Below are 19,555 nucleotides of genomic sequence, written 5' to 3'. Positions count from 1 at the left end.
CGGATGGCCCAACCTTCATCTTTGACCAACAGTTCTCACCAGAGGTCGCCGAACTCTCTGACCCAGGCTTGGCTTGGGCTTTTGGCCCTCAGCGTGGGATCCGCGCTGCTGACCTTGATTGGGGCACCAACCGCGATCATCGCTGGCGGTATCCTGTTGCTGGCGCTGATCAAGGCCCGCGTGATCCTGAAACACTACCTGGATTTGGAGAACAGCCAAAGCTGGCTGCGTGGGTTCACCATGGTGTTGACCGGATTTTCCGTAGTTGTTTTTGCGCTCTATCTGGTCTGAGGCAAAAAAATGCCGCCCCAAGAGGCGGCATAAATCAAGCAAAGGGGGGTTCTGATTACTGAGCGGCCTGTGGGATCCGCGCGATCTGACAACGTTGCCAGAGCGCCGACAAGGCACCCACCAGATGATCGATATCCTCATCTGTGTGGACCGGCGACGGCGTGATCCGCAAACGTTCGGTGCCCTTGGGGACAGTAGGATAGTTGATCGGCTGGATGTAGATGCCGAATTCTTCAAGTAGCGTATCCGAGATGAATTTGCACTTCACCGGGTCGCCCACCATCACCGGGATGATATGGCTGGGGTTCGGCAGATGCGGTATCCCTTCCGCATCCAGACGGGCGCGCACCTGATCCACACGGGCCTTTTGCAGATCACGCTCGGCGCTTGACTGCTTCAGATGCCGGATAGATGCGGCCGCACCGGCCGCGATCGAAGGTGGCAGGGCCGTGGTGAAGATGAAGCCGCTGGCAAAGCTGCGAACAAAATCGCACAGCGCGGCCGAGGCTGCGATGTAGCCGCCGACCACGCCGAAGGCCTTGCCCAGCGTGCCTTCGATCACGGTCAGGCGATCCATCAGGCCCTCACGCTCGGCAATGCCACCGCCGCGCGGGCCATAGAGGCCGACGGCGTGAACTTCGTCCAGATATGTCATCGCGCCGTATTTGTCGGCCAGGTCGCAGATTTCCTTGATCGGCGCGATATCACCATCCATGGAATAGACGGATTCAAAGGCGATCATCTTGGGCGCGTCAGGGTCGGCGGCGGCCAGTTTGGCCTCCAGATCCGCAAGATCGTTATGTTTCCAGATCACTTTCTGCGCCCGTGAGTGGCGGATGCCTTCGATCATCGAGGCATGGTTCAGCGCATCAGAGAAAACGATCAGACCGGGGATCTTCGCAGCCAGCGTTCCCAGAGCGGCCCAGTTTGACACATAGCCCGAGGTGAACAGCAAAGCGGCCTCTTTGCCATGGAGATCTGCCAACTCTGCCTCGAGCAGAACGTGGTCATGCGTCGTGCCCGAAATGTTGCGCGTTCCGCCCGCACCGGCGCCACAACGCTCCAGCGCATCGTGCATGGCGTTGATGACCGCAGGGTGTTGCCCCATTCCAAGGTAGTCATTCGAGCACCAGATACGCACATCCCGCTGGATCGAACCATCGGTCTGGCGAGCGTTCGGGAAGGCTCCGCAACGTCGCTGCAAGTCGATGAAAACCCGATAGTTTCCTTCATCTTTCAAAGCGTCGAGGCTCTGGCTGAAAAATCGCTCGAAATCCATCTGACATGCTCCCCGGATAACTGGCTGCGAACCGACCCTAGGGCAGCGACGGGCCCCGTGACATGACAATTGTCAAGTTGATCGTCAAGAAAAAGACTGGCACTGCCACGCCGGCTTTGGCATAGCAGGGCATTGGGGATGATATCCCGGGCCATCGCCCGGACTGGATGAAGAAGGGAGTGCCTTCATGTCACACGAGGCACAAAAGGCGATTGCGCGGCAGTCTCTGCTTCTGCGCAGCCTGCCGGATCAGCATGTGGATACTTTGCTGCGGCAAGCGATTTGGCGGCAATATGACCGTGGCGAGACGATCTTTCTGCAAGAGGAAGAAGCCAAGGCCGTGCACGTCGTGCTGGCGGGTTGGGTCAAGCTGTTCCGTATCTCTCCGACCGGGGCGGAAGCGGTGGTGAGCGTTTTCACCCGCGGAGAAAGCTTTGGTGAGGCCGTTGCGCTGCGCAACGTGCCGTATCCCGTGTCCGCCGAAGCCGTCTCAGCCTGTGAAGTGATGCACATTCCCAGCCCGGTGCTGCTGTCACTCATGAAGGAAGACCCGGAAATCGGCGTTTCAATTCTGGCTGCGACGTTCACGCATCTGCATGCTCTGGTGGCGCAGCTGGAACAATTGAAGGCGCAAACCGGGGCGCAACGCGTCGCAGAGTTTCTGTTGAACCTGTGCGATCGCGATTCCGGTCGCTGCGAGGTGGAACTGCCTTACGACAAGATGCTTATCGCCGGACGTCTTGGGATGAAGCCCGAAAGCCTGAGCCGCGCGTTTTCGCGGTTGAAACCCGTTGGCGTCAAGATCAACAGGAACCACGCGGATATCGCCGACATGGACGATTTGCGCAACTACGCCGAAAGCGACACCAGCGAGAGGTGATTGATCACCGGCGGCCGGACCCTTCGGCGCTGCAAATTCACGGAAAACCCGTTATCCGAAACTGGCCAGCTCCAACGGGGGCTTCAGTCGGGCGCTTTTGCGCGTGACCGGCTGTCTTCCACGCTTTCCTAAACCTCACTATCCTGATCAGCAGTGCCATCCATCGGCACGAGTCTTTTGCATGAAAATGAAGGGGCACCTGGTCCATGATAGACGCAGCGCTTTCAAACTATTCCCGCGCAAGGTTGATGACATCGGTCACACCGGTCGAACGGCTTGAGCGTCTTTCTGACCAACTGGGGCTGGACCTGTGGATCAAGCGCGACGACCTAACCGGGCTCAGCTTCGGCGGAAACAAGACCCGCCAGCTGGAATTTTATATGGGTGAGGCGCTGAGGCAGCGGGCGGACACCATCCTGATCACAGGTGCCGTGCAATCCAATTTCGTGCGCACCGCGGCAGCTGCGGCGGCAAAGCTGGGAATGTCATCCGTTCTTCAATTGGAAGACCGCGTGACGAATATGGGCGAATACTACCATCGATCCGGGAATGTTCTTCTGGCACAGCTTCTGGGGGCGGAACATATTGGCTATCCCAAGGGTGAGGACGAGGCGGGCGCGGACGGCGCTCTTCACGAACGCGCCGAGGAACTGGTTGCCATGGGTCGGAAGCCATACGTGATCCATCTGGGCATAGATCACCCTCCGCTGGGGGCATTGGGCTATGTGGCGGGGGCGGCCGAGTTGCATACTCAGACCAGCGATTTCGACGCCGCGGTGGTGCCGTCGGGAAGCGGGGCAACCCATGGCGGGTTTCTGGCCGGATTGCGTTTGGTCGGACAGACTGCGCCTGTCTACGGCATATGCGTGCGTCGCGATCAGAACCAGCAGCACGCGCGTCTGCAAAAGGTCCTGGGGCGATTGGCGACCATGATGGGTTTCGACCCTGCTTTGGTCATGGAAGACATCTATACCTGGGACGGCGCCTTGGCACCCGGATATGGGCGGATCGGCCCCGCAACCCGCGAGGCGTTGACCCTGATGGCGCGCTCCGAGGGCATTTTTCTTGACCCTGTTTATTCCGCCAAAACCTTTGCAGGGCTTCTTGGGCTGCTTGAACAAGGTGCCATCGAAAAAGGCCAGAAAGTTGTTCTGCTGCACACGGGTGGTCAACCTGCGTTGTTCGGATATCAGGACGAGTTGCAACCGAGTTGAAACAGCGCAGCATTGCGCCTGTGGTCCTACAGGGCAACAGGATGAACGCAAAGGTGTTGTCCGCCGAACTGGCCGGGTCAGTACCCTATGACACTTTCGATTGATTGAGCAAAGACATGGCCTGCGCGACATCGCGGGTCTGCGCGCCGCCAACGATCGTGGCCAAAATCTTTCCAAGATCAGGCGGCGAGGCCGGCGTGCAGCCAAAGCGGTCGCAAGTTTGCACGTAATCCACCGCTGTGCGCAGTTCGAACATTCTTGCCTGCTGTTTGCGTGCGGTTTCCAGAGCCTCCGTAAACAGATCATCTGCGGCACTGTCCGTGGACCGCACCAACGCCTGTATCCGATCCGTCTCGGGCTGAGCCCAGGCTTCATTGGTCAGAACCTGCTGTTCACGGGCTTCATCCAGCAGGCGCTGAGCCGCCTTCGGGTCGTTCGCTTTCAATGACGCTTCGGCAAGGGCCGTCAGGAACACCGGCTTGTAGTTTCCGGCCCCGCTGGCCCACCAGGCTTCGGACGCGTCGCGCATTGCTCGGATCGTTTCCGGGCCTGGCTTGATCTGTGTGTCCGCCCAACACCGCCAGACATTCGCCGTCAGTGTCATGAAGGGGAAGGTGTGTTTGGTCGCCAGTTCCTCAAGACGCGCGGCCACGTCGTAAACCTGTTCAGGTTCACGCCGCAACAGGTGCAGCATACACAGATATGTCAGCGTCTGTGCCAGGCTATGAGCGTGATTGAGTTTCTGCGCCGCCGAGATCGCCTGATGCTGAATCTCGAGCGCGCGGTCCGGTTCTCCGCGCAACCAAACCGTCATGCTCAGGAAGCAGGATGTAATGGCGGCATGATCCGTGCCGTAGACATAGGCAAGACGGCTGTGCTGCTGAGAATCATACAAGCGCAGCGCTTGTCGCAGATGTGCATAGGCGGCGTCCTGCTGCCCGATATGCAACAAGACGGCACCCATGGCCCGGTGGGCAATCATTATGTGATGCGTTTCGTCGGTCAGCTTGGACAGGTCCAGCAACTGCGCCGCGACGTCCCTGGCCAAGTCGTATTCGCCGCGGACCAGATGATACGCATAGAGACCATTGAGCACAGGGAACAATTGTTCGGTTTCGCCCAGCCGATTGCACAGGTCGCGGATCCGGGCATACACCGCCCCTGTTTCATCGGCCGCGATGCCAGCGGTCGAGCGCAGAACGCCGGCCCGCAATGTCTGGATCTTGGTTTCCATGCGGTCGCGGTCAACCGAGTCTTCCTGCTGTTCAAGCAACGCCAACGCACGCCCCAGCTGAGTGGCTGCTTCAATCCCGGCCGAGCGTTCAACGGCACGTTGTCCGGCCAGATACCAGTGTTCTATCGCTTCGTCCGGCATATCTGCCATCGTGTAGTGATGAGCCAGAATTTCCGGACCGGCAGAGTTTTCGTGCAACGAGGCAGAGTTCAGTGCTTGGACCACACGCGCATGCAGCGTTCGCCTCTCGCGTTTCAGCAGGCTGTTGTAAGCGGTGTCGCGAATGAGAGCGTGACGGTAACTGAACGTCTCCTCGGGCTCTGAGTCTGAAACGATCACGATCCCGGCATCCACAAGCAAATCCAGACCGGATCGCAACGCCCGTTCATCAAAACGGGACACACTTGCAATCATCGGATAAGAGAATTGCGGGCCAATGACAGCGCCGATCTGTGCCACTTCCTTGGCCGAGCTCAGACGATCGAGACGAGCCATCAAGGCATCATGCAGTGTCTTCGGCACAGTGGGTGATGGCGTGGACCGGTCGATCGTATAGGCGTCGGCGCGTTCGGTCAGAAGATCGGATTCCAGCAGATCCTTCGTCACCTCTTCTACGAACAGCGGGACGCCGTTGGATCTGGCAGCAATCAGGTGGTGAACTTCGTCCGGGACGGTCTTGCCCTTGGCAACGTCGTTCACGATCTCTTTGACCTGCGCGAAATCCAGTTGTTGAAGCGCGACGTGCATCAGGTTGTGCGATTGTGGCCAGTCCGTATCAAAGCCTATCCGATAGCTCATGACCATCAGCAGGCGCGCGTTCTCTATTCGGGTTACAAGCTGATCAAGCAGAGTCTTTGTCGTTGGATCGATCCAATGTGCATCTTCAAACAGCAACAGGGTTGGGGTTTCCTGCGCCAGGCCGATCACATGATTGACCAGCATGTCCAGCGTCTGCTTCATGATCTGCTCAGGGGTCAAGTCCAGCGGGCCAAGGCTGTCTTCAAACGGGACCGACAACAGTGCCGCAGCCAGTTTCAGAGACCCTTCAGAAGGATCACCCAGAACGCCGTGGATCTTGTTCAATTTTTCGTCCGCACTGTCACCGGCCCGCAGTTCGGCCGCGTTTTCAAGCTGGCGAATGATCGGGTACAACGCGCTTGCGTCATGAAAGGGCGAACACTGAAATCGAAGCTGTCGGTGTTTTGCGTCCGGGATCGTGCGGCGAAGCTCTTCGATCAGCCTGGATTTTCCTATGCCCGCCTCGCCCGAGACCAGCACCACCTGACCTTGACCCTGACGGGCCAGCTTCCACTTGCTTTGAAGGGTTTCATGCTCCTGCGCGCGCCCGACCAATGAACTCATCCGGGCGTCGTCTGCCGCAAGAAAACGGCTGAGAGTCTGGCGCGTGCCGGTGACCTGCCAGGCTTCGACCTCTTTGGCAAAGCCTTTCAACTGAAACGTACCACGGCGCACATATTCGAACGCATCACCCGCCAACTCCCGTGTCGTCGGCGCGACGATCATTGTCCCCGGATCAGCCATCGATTGAAGCCGTGCGGCAAGGTTCGGGGTCTCGCCCATGGCGGTTCCATCCTCGAACATCTTCTCTCCCCGCAGGTCACCGACGACAACCAGGCCGGTCGCGATCCCTATGCGGACTTCAAGATGTGCATGCGTGCGGATTTCCGGAATTTCGCGAACGATCCTAAGACCTGCATGAATGGCGCGTTCCGGGTCGTCTTCATGCGCATGCGGAAAGCCAAAAAACACCATGATGCCGTCGCCATAGTAACTGGCGATATGCCCGTCAAAAGCGGCGACCGCAGCGGCGCAGGTCTCTTTGAACAGCCTCAGAACCTCGGCCAGATCTTCAGGATCCAGCTTTTGCGATATCGCCGTCGATCCAACAAGATCGATGAACATGACCGTCAGCTGTCTGCGCTCTGCAATGATGTTGGGTTCTTGATGCGCGCGATGTGATCCCGCAGGCTGCCCGGTTTCATCCCGTATTGCTTTCAGAAAGCGGCGTCTGGGTCCAAGGGGCAGGCCGATCGTGACAAGGTCATCGTCGCTCAGTTCCGGCAGATCACCCAGTTCGACCTCGTGCCGGGAGAAGGCGTCGACATATTTGGACAAGCCGTTTCGGATCAGCCATTCATCTATGTCAGCCATTTGACCACCATGCATGGCCGCGACCAGGCCGATCCAAGCATTCCCCATTTCCCTCTGGTTGAAAGGACCAGCCCCGGGCGCAGTCCGGGAAAACACCACTCTATCAAGGACGACCCGCGAATTCCGGTCAAGTGTTCAATGTAAGGGTGAGGAAATTTCATTGCGCGAAACGGTATCGGAGCCTGCCATCTCTATTCGTCGGTCCGAAAATCGATGTGTATGTGATTGCCGTCCGGATCCCAGACGTTCAACTGAACGGTGTCGATCGCTGTCAGTTCCACACGGCGATAGGAGACGCCATTTGTTTTGAGATGCGCTTCGAACCGATCCAACCCTGTCGCCGAAAAAGCGAAATGCTCAAGCTTCAGGTCTGCGTCCGAACCCGTGGCCTCGGCCTCGACACCGACCAGATGCACAAAGGCGTTTTCTTCGACATAAAGCCAGGCTCCGGGAAAAGGGAAGGGCGGGCGTGGCCCGATCCGCATCCCCAGCACGTTGCAGTACCATTCGATCATCTCGTCCAAACGCGTGGTGCGCAGGTTGACATGATCCAGTGACGTGATCCCCATGGCCTAGCCTCGGGTCCATTTGATCGAACATCCCATTGATGGTGTCTGATCTTGGGGGCCTTGCCCGGTCTCGGCAATTTGCAGCATCGCATTGACCAATTCTGGTTCGCGCTTGCCTGTCTGGCCGCGACCCAGATTGTCCAGACGGCCCCGGTACTGCAACTTTCCGTCCGCATTCAATCCGAAGAAATCCGGAGTGCAGACAGCACCATAAGCCTTTCCTACGGATTGATCTTCGTCCACGAGATATGGAAAGTTGAAGCCGTTCTGCCGTGCGAATTCCAACATGTTCAGCGGCGAATCTTCGGCGTAATCGCGATAGTCGTTCGACATGACCGCCAACACGCCGATACCCTTGGACATCAGCAGGTCCGTGTCCTGGGCAAGCCGGTCCGTGATCGTTTTGACATAGGGGCAATGATTGCAGATGAAGGCGATCAGCAACCCGTTTTGCAGGTGATCGGACATCTTGAAGGCCCGACCGTTCGGGTCTTTGAGCGTGAAGTCCGGGGCGTTCCAACCGAAATCGCAGATCGGAGTGTCGAGCAGCATGATTGTCCTTTTTGTGACCAGTTGGCATGTTCAGACCAGCTTAGCTGACGGGCGCCGTTAAGTAGAGCGAGATTTCCGGCGCCATGTCTGCGACGGAATACGCCTGCAAACGCATCTGGTTCAGATCAGCAGCGTTGACAGGCTTGGGTAATAGCTGAGCAGAAGCAACACCAAAGTTACCGCGATCAGGAAAGGCCAAAGCGATTTCAGGATCGAACCGGGCGATGTGCCGCTCATGGATGAGGCGATGTACAATCCGATCCCGACCGGGGGCGTCAGCAGCCCAAGCACAAGGTTCAGGCAGGCAACAATGCCGAACTGATAGGGGCTGATATCGTATGAACCGGTTGCAATCGGCAGCAGGATCGGAGTGATCAGGATGATCGCGGCGATGCCATCGATCACCATTCCAACCAGCAAAAGCGCCAGATTCACGATCAGCAGGAACACGAACGGGTCCGAAGTGATCGAGGTGATCAACCCAGCCAGTTGCTGTGGTATTTCCTCATAGATGATGACCCAGCCGAACACGCTGGCGGCCGCGATCATGAACAGGATCATCGAGGCGTTTGCCGCCGTGCGTTTGAACATCTGTGCCAGGTTGCTCGGCTTCAGGTCCCCGTAAACCAACCAACCCACCAGAAACGCGATCAGGGACGCGATTGCGGCGGATTCGGTCGGTGTGGCGATCCCGAACAGAATGCCGCCTATGATCGACATCGGGATCAGCAGGGCAGGGGCCGCGCTGATCAAGGCCTGGACGGCTTGGGTACGCGTCATCCAATGCCCTTTCGGAAAGTTCTGCCACCACCCGATCAGGGTGATGACCGATGCAAACGCCCCGGCAAGGATCAAACCGGGCAGGATTCCTGCAATGAACATGTCACCAATCGGGATCTGAGCCAGAACCCCGAAGATGACAAACATCATCGACGGCGGGATGACCGGAGCCAGCAGCCCGCCTGCGGCCGTCGTGGCAGCGGCGAAACCCTTGTCATAGCCCTCCTCCTCCATCGCGGGGACCATGGCGCGCGACATCACCGCGATCTGCGCCGTCGCAGACCCGATGATGGCCGCCATGAACATGTTTGCCAGCAAGTTGATATAGGCCAGCCCGCCGCGAAACCCGCCGACAAACACCCGGGCCAGCGCGACCAGGCGCCGGGTCATGCCGCCTTCGTTCATCAATTCTCCGGTCAACATGAACAGAGGAATTGCCAGCAGGCCGTAATTCTCAAGACCGCCGAACATTTTCTGCGCGAAGCTGTCGTAAAGAACCGTGTTGCCGCTTTCCCAGATGTACCAGATGGCCGTGATCGCCAGCACGATCGCCACGGGCACGGACAGAAGTAGAGTGGCGAGAAAGACGATTGGGCTCATGGCTGTGCCCCTTTGCCCGGGGGGCTCAGCAGATGCATGGTGGAATGCAGCGTCGCGCCCAGTGCGAAAAGCCACATCACCAACCAGAACAGATACTTTGGCAGGCCCAGGGTCAGCGTTGGCTCGGCGTAGATGAAATTGAATGTCTGACCTTGAAACGCCGCCACGTCAAATCCGCTGCTGGCGATGTCCAGCGGAAGGAACCAGCGCCAGCAGAACCACAGCATCGCAAGGGAAAATGCAAACACGACCACGTCCACACCCTTGCGGATCAATCGTTTCGCGCGTTCGGGCACATTGTCGGAAACGATGGAGATCGACACCGAACTGCGATGGTGCAATGCGGAAGACGCGCCCAGAAAGGTCATCCAGACCATCGCGTAGATCGCCAGCTCATCAACCCAGAACAGGGCGTTGCCCGCCGTTCGCGTCACGACATTCAACAAAATCAGAACCGTAATGCAGACTGCCAGAAAGGCAGCGCACCACAACTCGACCCGCGCCAAGCCTGCCGACAGCCGATACAACATCGCTGTTCTCCCGTGAAAAAGGGCGCAGGATCGAGCCGCGCCCCTTTCGTCATGCCGTTTTCGTTATTTTGTTTCTGCCGCAGTCTGCCGTAAAGCGTCAAGGGAAGAGGTCTTCTGAGACCAGATCCCGTTCCACTCTTCGATGGCGTCGCCAAAGAACGAGGCATCGACCTTTTTGTAGGCTTTGCCAGTGCCCTCGATCTGCTCCAGCCATTTGGCATCGTTTTCAACGTAGGCATCAATGGTGCTGTCGACATGCTTGGCCATGAGTTCCGCGATCATTGCTCGGTCTTCTTCGGACAAACCAGCCCAGACCTTGGCCGATACCAGCCCGACCATCGGGAACATCATGTGATCCGACTGCACGATCGTGTCGGCGTGTTCGTAATATTTCAGAACCCAGATCAGCTCGGCGTCCATGTCGATGGCGTCGACCTGACCATTGGCCAGCGCATCATAGACGGCAGGCAAGGGCATGGGCGTGGGTGCAGCACCCACCGCGTTGTAGAAATCCAGGATCGGTGTGAAGGGCGTGATGCGAAGCTTCAGGCCCGACAGATCTTGGGCGGAGGAAACCTCGCCCCGGCTGACGATCTGGCGCAATCCGGCCATCCCATATCCCAGTCCAACGACACCAACCTGCCCCGGCAAGGGTTCCAGCATGGATTTGGCCGTACCGGATCGCAGGATGCGCCCCGCGTGTCCAATATCATCTGCCAGATAGGGCGCATAGAATGCCCCCAACTCGGGCGCGCGGTTGGATACTTCGGCCACCGTCATGAAAGCCATGTCCAACGCGCCGGTCTGCAATTGTTGCAGCATTTCGGCCTCGTTCCCCAACTGGCGGGCCGGGAAGACCGATACCGAATGTGCGCCACCGCTGGCCTCATTCAACTCGGCCCCAAACGCCTCGGCGGCTTTGGTCCAGATATGCGGTGGCGGCGTGATCAGACCCAACCGAAACTCTTCGGCGTGAGCGGCCACGGACGCCAATGCCAACGCAGCCGCAGAGGCGGCGATTTTTGCAAAATGTCTCATTACTTCCCCTGTTTGATCTTGTTTTACAACGTGACCCAGCCCTCGGGCGGTTCCTTTCCCGGGTGCACAGCCTGACAATTGGGGCAGGTGCGGTCTTGTTCCGAGGCATAGAACTTCTGATAAACCGGAGGCAGGTCATCAACGATGGACTTTAGCTGCATTTCCGCTCGATGCACCAGTGATCCGCATTCAAAGCAATACCATTCGATGGCGTCCAGCTCTCCGGTCTGGCGCTTGGGTTCAATCACAAGCCCGATCGAGCCTTCCTGAGGGCGCTGTGGCGAGTGGCGTACATGCGGAGGCAGCAGAAAAACCTCGCCTTCTCGGATCGGAACATCATAGAACTCCTCTCCGTCATAGATTTTCAGCACCATGTCGCCTTCAAGCTGGTAGAAGAATTCTTCCACCGGGTCATCGTGGTAATCGGTTCGCTTGTTCGGACCACCCACAACAGTGACCATCAGATCGGCGTCTTCCCAAACCTGACGATTCCCTACGGGCGGTTTGAGCAGATGGCGATGCTCGTCGATCCAGGCCTTAAAGTTGAACGCTTTCAGTTTTGACATGTCCCACTCCCTATCTCGGAAAGTTTGGCGCGTTTTTCCATGACCGCAAAGAAATTATCAGCATCTCGCTATCCGATTTCCTTATACTGCCGGGCCTCACCCAGCTCAGACGCGCAGCCCGCATTCGTCGAACGCTTTGCGAATGATCGCTTTTTCCGCGTCGGTCAGTTCCAGCATCGGCGGGCGTACACGGCCACCGACTTGACCCAGCAACTCTTGCCAGTGCTTTCCGAATGCAGTGGGTTTGCCCGCAGGACGCGCGCGTTTCATCGCGTCGCGGACAGGGTTCAGACTGTCAAAGACACGCCGCGCTTCATCGGCCTTTCCCGCAAAGGCCAGACGCGTGTATTCGTTCATTCGCTGATCGACCTTGCTTTGCAGCTGATAGGGCGGGGACGAGCAGAGATACAGCTTCCAGTCCAGTTCCAATATGTTGTCCAGCCACTCATGTTCAGCCGAGGTCGAGACATGGATCCTGTCGCCCACCATATGGGTCAGCTTCACGTACATCTCGCGCGGGACCGAGTATTTTATCGCAACGATATTGGGTAAATCCGCAATGCGGGCGCATTCTTCGGGTTGCATCAAATAGCCGCTGTCTGGATGGCTCCACATGGCGATGCCGATATCCAGTTCGTCACAAAAACGCTTGTAGTACTGGTACAAAACCTCTCCGCGATCCTGCATAAAGCTCAGAACCGGCGCGTGCAGAACGATGTAATCCGCGCCGCAATTCTGGGCGTGATGCGCCAGGTCCAAGGCCGTATTCATGTTCTGGTCCGAGACCGAGACGATTACACCGGCTTTGCCTGCGCATTCGTCAACGGCAATTTCGAAGTTGCGCTTGCGCTCTTCGATGCTCATCGAAAAGAACTCGCCCTGTTTGCCGGCGACGAAAAGGCCCTGGATGTCCAGATCGTCGATCCAATGGCGGATGTTGGCGCGCAGTCCCGATTCATCCAGAGACAGGTCATCATTGAACGGGTTCAGCGCCGCTGCCCATATCCCAGTCATATGTTCGCGGGCATAGGCCTTCGCGTCGTGTTTTGAGTATTTCATTTCCAACGTGGTCCCCGTGGCTTCAACAGGAACAAAACACACCAGGCGGGTCGGTCCAGTGTCATTTCAGGGAAATGGATATCTGAAAAAAATATACCACCAACTTACCAATTCAGATTTTTTCAATGCTGGTCTAGGGTCCAGACATGAAGATCGCAGTCATCGGAACCGGCGCAATCGCGCAGTTTGTGCAGCGCATGTTGCCAGAACATGGGCATGAGTTGGCAGCCATTCTGGTCAGACCACACCGCGTTGATCCAAAATCGCCCAAGTCAGTCGGTTCGGTTGATGACCTGCCGGCCGGAATCGAAATGGTTCTGGATTGCGCGGGGCACGAGGCATTGGCCGGTTTGGGTCCGGACATTCTGGCACGAGGGCTGGATATCATCAGTGTCTCTGCCGGCGCACTTGCGGATCAGCAGGTCAGTGACCGGCTGGACAGGGCCGCGCGAAAGGGCGGGGCGCGGCTGCATCTGGCAAGCGGTGCCATAGGCGGGCTGGACTGTCTCGGCGCCGCAGCGGTCGGGCCGCTCAAGTCCGTCACATATGTGGGGCGCAAGCCGCCGGCGGGATGGAAGGGATCCCTTGCCGAACACAGTCTTGACCTCGGCAATATCACCGCGGCTGAAACCCATTTTCAGGGTTCCGCGCGCGAGGCGGCGCTGGCTTACCCCAAGAACGCAAATGTCGCCGCCGCCGTCGCCTTGGCGGGTGTGGGGTTCGATAGCACACAGGTTCGTCTGATCGCCGATCCGACGATCCACAAGAACATTCACGAGGTCGAGGCCGAAGGCGATTTCGGCACGTTTCAGTTCCGGATCAGCGGCACCGCGCTGCCCGACAACCCGCGAAGCTCGGCGCTTGCGGCCATGAGCGTGCTGTCCAAGCTGGATCAGCTTTGCAAGCCGATTGTGCTGTAGCCATGGTTGGGCGTCACTCTCGCATCGTTGACCGCGCCTTGACCCGCCTGAAGCTGCGGCAGCTGCGCCTGCTGGTTGCGGTGGGCGCGCATGGGAACATTCAGAATGCCGCGCGTGAGCTGGGAATATCTCAGCCAGCGGCAACCAAGATGATTCAGGATCTTGAACTGGATTTCGAAGTCAAGCTGTTCACGCGCACCAACCGAGGCGTTGTGCCAACGGTTTTTGGCGAAACTCTCATACGTCACGGGAAGCTGATATTTGCTCAGGTTTCCAATGCCGCGCAGGAACTGGATGATCTGAACGAAGGAAATTCCGGCCGTGTCGTGGTGGGCACGTTGCTTGCGGCGTCAACCAGCCTGCTACCCGCCGCCATTGAACTGCTGCTGGAAGACCGCCCGAACGTTGCAGTCAAGATCAGTGAAGGGACCAACGAGGTGCTCATGCCCCGGCTGCTGTCGGGTGAGATCGACATGGTTGTAGGACGCCTGCCGTCGCACCGGCATCGCGACAAGATTCGACAGGAAAAACTGTTCGAGGATCGGATATTGGCCATTGTCGGCCCTCAACACCCGCTGGCAGGGCGGGACGCCGTGACCTTTGCGCAAACCAAGCCGTTTGGCTGGATTCTTCCCCCGCAAGAGACCACGTTGCGACGTCAGGCGGATCATTTTTTCGTCGGCCAGCAGCAATATGTGCCACCGGTGGCCATTGAATCCGTGTCCTACCTGACGAACCGGGCGCTTCTGCAATCCCGCGACCTGATCGGCCTTATGCCTGCCGAGGTCGTCGTCCAGGACATCGAAAACAACCATCTTGCCCAGCTCGCCTGGGAGGTTCCGTTCGGACAGGGGCCGATTGGAGTGTCCTTCCGTGCCGACGACGATCTGTCGCCTGCGGGGCGCGCTTTCAAAACGGCGCTGCATCGGGCGGCGCAGAGCAGACAGACCAGATATTCGCCAATTTGATATCCGTATTCGCGCAATGCGCTTGAACTCATGCGAGGCATCGCGCGATCAAAAATCAAGGCAAATGGAGGCGCCGGTTTCATGTATCCAGAGCTCAGGCTGTTCATTGGCGGCACGTGGCGAAAAACCGGGCGCAATATCCCGGTTGTCAACCCGGCAACCGAGGAAGAACTCGGGCGATTGCCTTGCGCATCGGTGAAAGACCTGGACGACGCGCTACAAGCGGCCGTCGAAGGATTTAGACTGTGGCGCCGCACATCGCCGCGGGAACGCGCGGATACGATCCTGCGGGCGGCAGCCCTCATGCGTCAGCGGCAGGAAGAAATCGCGCATTCCATTACTCTGGAACATGGCAAGCCTCTGAAGCAGGCCCGGCTGGAGGTCATTCGCGGCGCCGAGTTCTTTGAATGGGATGCGGGCGAGGCGATGCGGACCTATGGCAGGATCATTCCGGCGGCGCAGGGTCACAAATTCGCAGTTCATCACCAGCCTGTCGGCGTTGTCGCGGCATTTTCGCCGTGGAACTTCCCCATGAGCCAACCTGCCCGGAAAATCGCCGGTGCTTTGGCCTCGGGGTGTTCGGTGATCCTGAAAGCGGCAGAAGAAACGCCTGCCGGCGCTTTGCACATAGCAAAAGCATTCGAAGATGCCGGTCTGCCAGCAGGGGTTCTGAATTTGGTGTTCGGTGAACCATCCGAGATATCCGGCCATCTGATCCCGCAGGACCCCGTTCGCCTGGTGGCCTTCACCGGATCGACAACCGTCGGGCGTCATTTGACCACTTTGGCGGCCCAACACGACACCCGAGTGCTCATGGAGTTGGGCGGCCATGCGCCGGTCATCGTTTGCGAAGATACGGATGTGCAATCGGCGGCCGTTTCAGGCGCGGTCCGCAAAATGCGCAATACCGGTCAGGTCTGCACTTCGCCAACCCGTTTCTTCGCGCATGAGAGTATTTTTGACGCCTATGCGGCCGGGTTTGTTGCAAGGGCCAAGGCCACGGTCGTCGGCAATGGGCTTGAAGCAACCGTTGAAATGGGCCCAACGGCCAACGACCGGCGCGTTCCAGCCTTGTCCGAGCTGGTTGAAGACGCAGTGGCACAGGGGGCAACGCTTGCCACAGGCGGATCGCGGCTTAGTGAGCGGGGATATTTCTTTGAACCCACGGTGTTATTGAACGTTCCTGAAGCGGCGCGGATCATGCGCGAAGAGCCGTTTGGACCGGTTGCGGTGATCAACCCGGTGGCTTCGCTGGATGAGGCGATCGCTCTGGCGAATTCAGTTCCCTACGGGTTGGCGGGGTACGCTTTCACCAATCGGGCGGATTACATCGACCGTCTGATTGACGAGGTCGAGGTCGGCAATCTGTCGATCAACACGCTTGAAGCATCGATGCCGGAAACGCCCTTTGGGGGCGTGAAATCCAGTGGCTATGGTCGGGAAGGCGGAACCGAAGGCCTTGAGAATTACATGACGGTCAAGAACGTCTGGCATTCGGCCGAGATCTGCTGAAAAAGACCCCGACACCTGCACTTGTCGACTTTTTCGCGACCAAGCCGGCCTTTTTCCTTTCGAAACCGACCAAAGGGCCAGCGCAGCGCTGCGGTTGCGATTTCAATACCTGTGGAATCGACAGAGGCGGCAATGTGCCCTTCCTGATGGGGCGCCCGAACGCGGATCATGACCTATGTCAATGACAGTAAACCCGCCTTGCTGTCCATTGGCCAGGAATTTCTGGCCGGACCGTGCGACAAAAACCATCGCGTCCTTTTGCCGGTGATGATCAGCGTTTCGGCTGACCTGCGGGGGGGTCCCGCCGGGCGGCCTGAGCTCCGGAGGGACGGATGAACACTTGGCTGACGCTATCTGCACCAACCCCTGCCAGGGATACCGTGGGCTTCGAGAGGTTGGCGGGGCTGCCCACCGTAACGTCCACCCATGGCATGAACTCTGACTGCGCGCGCGTGTTTGAGCTTTGCGGCCAACCCGAGCCGGATTTGTCGTCCGAGCAAGAAGCTGATGACGGCATGGGTCGCGCCGCGCATGGTCGATATGGCATGGGTACGCTGCCGGTCGTTGCTGATCCCAGCTGGGATTTGGAAAAATTCAAGGCCGACCTGCCCAATCCCGATCCGGACGAACAGCCGGGATTTGCAGAACGCTTTTTATTTTCGGAGACTCAAAATGGCTGATGGATGTGCCTGTGACCGCCACGCCCACATGTATCTGACTGTAGACGACGCCCTTGAGCGCGGTCTTTCCGTCGCCGATCCTGTTGCCGAAACCGAGATTCTGCCGCTGGAACAGGCTATAGGCCGGGTTCTGGCCGAGGATTGCGCCAGCAAGGTCGATATGCCTGCCTTCGACAACTCGGCCATGGATGGCTATGCCGTCCGCACCGGTGATCTGGGTGACGGGCCGGTGTTCGAGCTGCCCATCGCCGGGCGCGTGGCCGCGGGTGACTGCGGCGACCATGATGCCCCCGAAGGCAGTGCTTTGCGCATTTTCACGGGCGCTCCGGTGCCGCCTGAACTCGATGCCGTGCTGATGCAGGAAGATTGCGATCTTCTGATCGACAGGATTCGCTTCAGCCGCCGCCCGAAACCCGGCCAGCATATCCGGCGCGCGGGGGAAGATCTTTGTGCGGGGGGGCCGATCCTGCGACGCCGCTGTGAAATTGGACCGCGCGAGATGGCCGCGCTGGCATCCGCCGGGTATGGCGACGTCCTGGTGTTTCGAAAACTGAAGGTCACGATCTTTTCGACAGGCAGCGAGCTGCGTCAACCGGGCGAACCCCTCGGCCCCGGCCAAATCTACAACTCGAACCGTTATATGCTGCTGGCGCTGTTGCAAAAACCCTGGATCGAACTGACCGACCGGGGACCGGTCGAGGATGACTCGACCCGCCTGGAACAGGTTCTGCGCGAGGCATGCGATGCCTCGGACCTCATCGTCACGACCGGGGGCGTGTCGGTGGGGGATGAAGATCACATGCCCCGGCTTTTCGCCGCGATCGGCGGCGAAACCGATGTCATGAAAGTGGCGATGAAGCCCGGTAAACCGGTCATGTTCGGGCGGCGCGGGCGCGCTCTTTACGTTGGTCTGCCCGGCAACCCGGTGTCAGCCTATGTGACATGGCAGATAATCGGGTCGCAGATGATGGCGCGGCGCGCAGGCTTGTGCCACAGACCTCAGATACCTGTTCAGGCCGTGCTGGCCGAACCCGTGCAACGTCGCGCGGGTCGGCAGGAATATCGTCCGGTCCAGATTGACGGCACCTCGCCTCGTGGCCTTCCCAATGTACGTCTGATGGCGCCCTCCTACAGTGGCCGTGTTGCCTTGCTGGCGCAGGCAGACGGTTTGGCGATCATACCGGCCGAGATCGAAGACCTGCCCGCCGGGCATACGATTGAATTGTTGAGGTTCTGATCCCCGCAACAGGTGCGTTGCTTTTTATCCTGCAACCTCAACGCCGCGGTCATGGAGGGCACCCGGAAAACTGCCAGATCGCGCGCCAATCAATCCCAACACCGGCCTGAAAATTGTCGCAACCGATAAACTCCGTGACGGATTACGTCGTGACTGGGGCTTTCCCGGCAGCACATGATGCTTCGGCGCACTGAGGGTTAAGGACACATATTCATGCGGTATTCGGCACTCGCGATCATGCGGCAGGTTTTGAAAGGGCACCGGGGCTGGACACCGGCTTGGCGCGATCCCGAGCCTCAATCAAGCTATGATTTCATCGTGATCGGCGGCGGCGGTCACGGCCTTGCGACGGCATATTATCTGGCCAAGGAACACAACGCCGCCAGGGTGGCGGTTCTGGAAAAAGGCTGGATCGGTGGCGGCAACGTCGGGCGCAATACAACGATCATTCGCGCCAATTACCTGTTGGATGGCAACCAGCCATTCTATGAGCTGTCGTTGAAACTGTGGGAAAATCTTGAACAGGACCTGAACTACAATGCGATGGTCAGTCAGCGCGGTATTCTGAACCTCTGTCATACGGACGCGCAGCGTGACGCGTATCGTCGTCGTGGCAACGCGATGATGTTCACCGGCTCTGGGGCGGAACTGCTGGATGCAGAGGGCGTTCGTGCGATGTATCCGTTCCTGAACTTTGACGATGCGCGCTTTCCGATCAAGGGCGGTCTGTTGCATCGCCGCGGTGGTACGGCGCGTCATGACGGTGTCGCTTGGGGCTATGCCCGTGCCGCGGATCAACGGGGGGTCGACATCATCCAGAATTGCGAAGTCACCGGGTTCCGCATCGAAAACGGAAAACTGCTGGGCGTTGAAACCACACGGGGTTACATCGGCGCCAAGAAGGTGGGCGTGGCGGTTGCCGGGTCTTCCGGGCGCGTGATGGCACAGGCGGGGATGCGCCTGCCGATCGAAAGCCACGTGCTCCAGGCCTTTGTGACCGAAGGGCTGAAACCGGTGCTTGACGGAGTGATCACTTATGGCGCCGGTCATTTCTATGTCAGCCAATCGGACAAGGGCGGTCTGGTCTTTGGCGGCGATATCGATGGCTACAACACCTATGCGCAACGCGGCAACCTGCCCGTGGTCGAGGACGTGGCCGAAGGCGGCATGTCCCTGATGCCGATGATCGGTCGCGCGCGCCTGCTGCGGATGTGGGGCGGCGTGATGGATATGTCGATGGATGGTTCGCCGTTCATAGATCACACCGGAATTGAAGGGCTCTATTTCAATGGTGGCTGGTGCTACGGCGGTTTCAAGGCAACGCCAGCATCTGGTTTTTGTTTCGCGCATCTGATGGCCACCGACCGACCGCATGACGTTGCAACTGCCTATCGGCTGGACCGGTTCAGAACCGGCCGGATGATTGACGAAAAAGGTGTGGGCGCACAGCCCAACCTGCACTGAGGAGGCCCGC

18 protein-coding genes are annotated in these 19,555 nt (G+C 58.6%); 9 read left to right on the top strand and 9 right to left on the bottom strand.

The window, feature by feature from the left end:
* The first annotated feature begins 21 nt into the window (after positions 1 to 21).
* Complete coding sequence (locus ACR0E2_RS11030) at positions 22 to 291, top strand: cytochrome C oxidase subunit IV family protein (protein ID WP_480446439.1); 270 nt, start codon at positions 22 to 24, stop codon at positions 289 to 291.
* 55 nt (positions 292 to 346) lie between these two features.
* On the opposite strand, the gene hemA is transcribed toward ACR0E2_RS11030, so the two are convergent.
* A complete protein-coding gene (gene hemA, locus ACR0E2_RS11025; protein ID WP_171169751.1) occupies positions 347 to 1,570 on the bottom strand; it encodes a 5-aminolevulinate synthase in 1,224 nt (407 codons plus the stop codon).
* 187 nt (positions 1,571 to 1,757) lie between these two features.
* Here hemA and ACR0E2_RS11020 point away from each other — a divergent pair, with 187 nt between their 5' ends.
* Both ACR0E2_RS11020 and ACR0E2_RS11015 read left to right on the top strand, forming a co-directional pair.
* A complete protein-coding gene (locus ACR0E2_RS11020; RefSeq protein ID WP_152460355.1) occupies positions 1,758 to 2,450 on the top strand; it encodes a Crp/Fnr family transcriptional regulator in 693 nt (230 codons plus the stop codon).
* Between the two features lie 206 nt (positions 2,451 to 2,656).
* A complete protein-coding gene (locus tag ACR0E2_RS11015; protein WP_480446438.1) occupies positions 2,657 to 3,664 on the top strand; it encodes a D-cysteine desulfhydrase family protein in 1,008 nt (335 codons plus the stop codon).
* Between the two features lie 85 nt (positions 3,665 to 3,749).
* Here the strand turns inward: ACR0E2_RS11015 and ACR0E2_RS11010 are convergent, their stop codons facing one another.
* From ACR0E2_RS11010 to ACR0E2_RS10975, 8 genes are all read right to left on the bottom strand, one after another.
* The gene (locus ACR0E2_RS11010) at positions 3,750 to 7,070 is read right to left on the bottom strand and encodes an ATP-binding protein (RefSeq protein WP_480446437.1); all 3,321 of its coding nucleotides are present in this window, start codon (positions 7,068 to 7,070) and stop codon (positions 3,750 to 3,752) included.
* A 191-nt stretch (positions 7,071 to 7,261) separates the two neighbouring features.
* On the bottom strand, positions 7,262 to 7,639 hold the full coding sequence (locus ACR0E2_RS11005; protein WP_480446436.1) for a VOC family protein: 378 nt from the start codon (positions 7,637 to 7,639) through the stop codon (positions 7,262 to 7,264).
* A 3-nt stretch (positions 7,640 to 7,642) separates the two neighbouring features.
* Complete coding sequence (locus ACR0E2_RS11000; RefSeq protein ID WP_480446435.1) at positions 7,643 to 8,191, bottom strand: thioredoxin family protein; 549 nt, start codon at positions 8,189 to 8,191, stop codon at positions 7,643 to 7,645.
* Between the two features lie 120 nt (positions 8,192 to 8,311).
* Positions 8,312 to 9,571, bottom strand: a complete 1,260-nt coding sequence (locus tag ACR0E2_RS10995; RefSeq protein WP_480446434.1) for a TRAP transporter large permease — start codon at positions 9,569 to 9,571, stop codon at positions 8,312 to 8,314.
* Positions 9,568 to 10,101: a TRAP transporter small permease gene (locus ACR0E2_RS10990; protein WP_152460349.1), complete on the bottom strand. Its 534-nt coding sequence runs from the start codon at positions 10,099 to 10,101 to the stop codon at positions 9,568 to 9,570. Before ACR0E2_RS10990 ends, ACR0E2_RS10995 begins: the two co-directional genes overlap by 4 nt.
* A gap of 63 nt (positions 10,102 to 10,164) precedes the next feature.
* Entirely contained in the window at positions 10,165 to 11,139 is a 975-nt protein-coding gene (locus ACR0E2_RS10985; RefSeq protein ID WP_480446433.1) for a TRAP transporter substrate-binding protein, read from the bottom strand.
* 23 nt (positions 11,140 to 11,162) lie between these two features.
* Positions 11,163 to 11,705 (bottom strand): 3-hydroxyanthranilate 3,4-dioxygenase, encoded by a 543-nt coding sequence (locus ACR0E2_RS10980; protein ID WP_152460347.1) that lies wholly within the window; start codon positions 11,703 to 11,705, stop codon positions 11,163 to 11,165.
* A 105-nt stretch (positions 11,706 to 11,810) separates the two neighbouring features.
* Positions 11,811 to 12,764, bottom strand: coding sequence for a dihydrodipicolinate synthase family protein (locus ACR0E2_RS10975; protein WP_480446432.1), 954 nt, complete (start codon positions 12,762 to 12,764; stop codon positions 11,811 to 11,813).
* A 146-nt stretch (positions 12,765 to 12,910) separates the two neighbouring features.
* On the opposite strand from ACR0E2_RS10975, the gene ACR0E2_RS10970 reads away from it, so the two are divergent.
* The 6 genes from ACR0E2_RS10970 (at position 12,911) to ACR0E2_RS10945 (ending at position 19,545) form a co-directional block, all read left to right on the top strand.
* Positions 12,911 to 13,684, top strand: a complete 774-nt coding sequence (locus ACR0E2_RS10970) for an aspartate dehydrogenase (RefSeq protein WP_480446431.1) — start codon at positions 12,911 to 12,913, stop codon at positions 13,682 to 13,684.
* Between the two features lie 2 nt (positions 13,685 to 13,686).
* On the top strand, positions 13,687 to 14,652 hold the full coding sequence (locus ACR0E2_RS10965; protein ID WP_480446430.1) for a LysR substrate-binding domain-containing protein: 966 nt from the start codon (positions 13,687 to 13,689) through the stop codon (positions 14,650 to 14,652).
* An 81-nt stretch (positions 14,653 to 14,733) separates the two neighbouring features.
* Positions 14,734 to 16,164, top strand: coding sequence for an NAD-dependent succinate-semialdehyde dehydrogenase (locus ACR0E2_RS10960; protein ID WP_480446429.1), 1,431 nt, complete (start codon positions 14,734 to 14,736; stop codon positions 16,162 to 16,164).
* A 332-nt stretch (positions 16,165 to 16,496) separates the two neighbouring features.
* Positions 16,497 to 16,844: a hypothetical protein gene (locus tag ACR0E2_RS10955; protein WP_171228819.1), complete on the top strand. Its 348-nt coding sequence runs from the start codon at positions 16,497 to 16,499 to the stop codon at positions 16,842 to 16,844.
* Positions 16,837 to 18,081: a molybdopterin molybdotransferase MoeA gene (locus ACR0E2_RS10950; RefSeq protein ID WP_480446428.1), complete on the top strand. Its 1,245-nt coding sequence runs from the start codon at positions 16,837 to 16,839 to the stop codon at positions 18,079 to 18,081. The genes ACR0E2_RS10955 and ACR0E2_RS10950 overlap by 8 nt, the downstream gene beginning before the upstream one ends.
* Before the next feature lie 213 nt (positions 18,082 to 18,294).
* Positions 18,295 to 19,545, top strand: a complete 1,251-nt coding sequence (locus tag ACR0E2_RS10945) for a sarcosine oxidase subunit beta family protein (protein WP_152460340.1) — start codon at positions 18,295 to 18,297, stop codon at positions 19,543 to 19,545.
* The last annotated feature ends 10 nt before the right edge of the window (positions 19,546 to 19,555 follow it).

The organism is Ruegeria sp. A4 (assembly GCF_056543025.1).
This window is presented reverse-complemented; position numbering and strand designations above follow the sequence as displayed.

Coding starts and splice junctions, on each gene's coding strand:
- hemA (WP_171169751.1), bottom strand. CDS start 1,570: ATGGATTTCGAGCGATTTTTCAGCCAGAGCCTCGACGCTTTGAAAGAT.
- ACR0E2_RS11015 (WP_480446438.1), top strand. CDS start 2,657: ATGATAGACGCAGCGCTTTCAAACTATTCCCGCGCAAGGTTGATGACA.
- ACR0E2_RS10955 (WP_171228819.1), top strand. CDS start 16,497: ATGAACACTTGGCTGACGCTATCTGCACCAACCCCTGCCAGGGATACC.
- ACR0E2_RS10980 (WP_152460347.1), bottom strand. CDS start 11,705: ATGTCAAAACTGAAAGCGTTCAACTTTAAGGCCTGGATCGACGAGCAT.
- ACR0E2_RS10970 (WP_480446431.1), top strand. CDS start 12,911: ATGAAGATCGCAGTCATCGGAACCGGCGCAATCGCGCAGTTTGTGCAG.
- ACR0E2_RS11000 (WP_480446435.1), bottom strand. CDS start 8,191: ATGCTGCTCGACACTCCGATCTGCGATTTCGGTTGGAACGCCCCGGAC.
- ACR0E2_RS10995 (WP_480446434.1), bottom strand. CDS start 9,571: ATGAGCCCAATCGTCTTTCTCGCCACTCTACTTCTGTCCGTGCCCGTG.
- ACR0E2_RS10950 (WP_480446428.1), top strand. CDS start 16,837: ATGGCTGATGGATGTGCCTGTGACCGCCACGCCCACATGTATCTGACT.
- ACR0E2_RS10945 (WP_152460340.1), top strand. CDS start 18,295: ATGCGGTATTCGGCACTCGCGATCATGCGGCAGGTTTTGAAAGGGCAC.
- ACR0E2_RS10990 (WP_152460349.1), bottom strand. CDS start 10,101: ATGTTGTATCGGCTGTCGGCAGGCTTGGCGCGGGTCGAGTTGTGGTGC.
- ACR0E2_RS11020 (WP_152460355.1), top strand. CDS start 1,758: ATGTCACACGAGGCACAAAAGGCGATTGCGCGGCAGTCTCTGCTTCTG.
- ACR0E2_RS10985 (WP_480446433.1), bottom strand. CDS start 11,139: ATGAGACATTTTGCAAAAATCGCCGCCTCTGCGGCTGCGTTGGCATTG.
- ACR0E2_RS11010 (WP_480446437.1), bottom strand. CDS start 7,070: ATGGCTGACATAGATGAATGGCTGATCCGAAACGGCTTGTCCAAATAT.
- ACR0E2_RS10975 (WP_480446432.1), bottom strand. CDS start 12,764: ATGAAATACTCAAAACACGACGCGAAGGCCTATGCCCGCGAACATATG.
- ACR0E2_RS10960 (WP_480446429.1), top strand. CDS start 14,734: ATGTATCCAGAGCTCAGGCTGTTCATTGGCGGCACGTGGCGAAAAACC.
- ACR0E2_RS10965 (WP_480446430.1), top strand. CDS start 13,687: ATGGTTGGGCGTCACTCTCGCATCGTTGACCGCGCCTTGACCCGCCTG.
- ACR0E2_RS11005 (WP_480446436.1), bottom strand. CDS start 7,639: ATGGGGATCACGTCACTGGATCATGTCAACCTGCGCACCACGCGTTTG.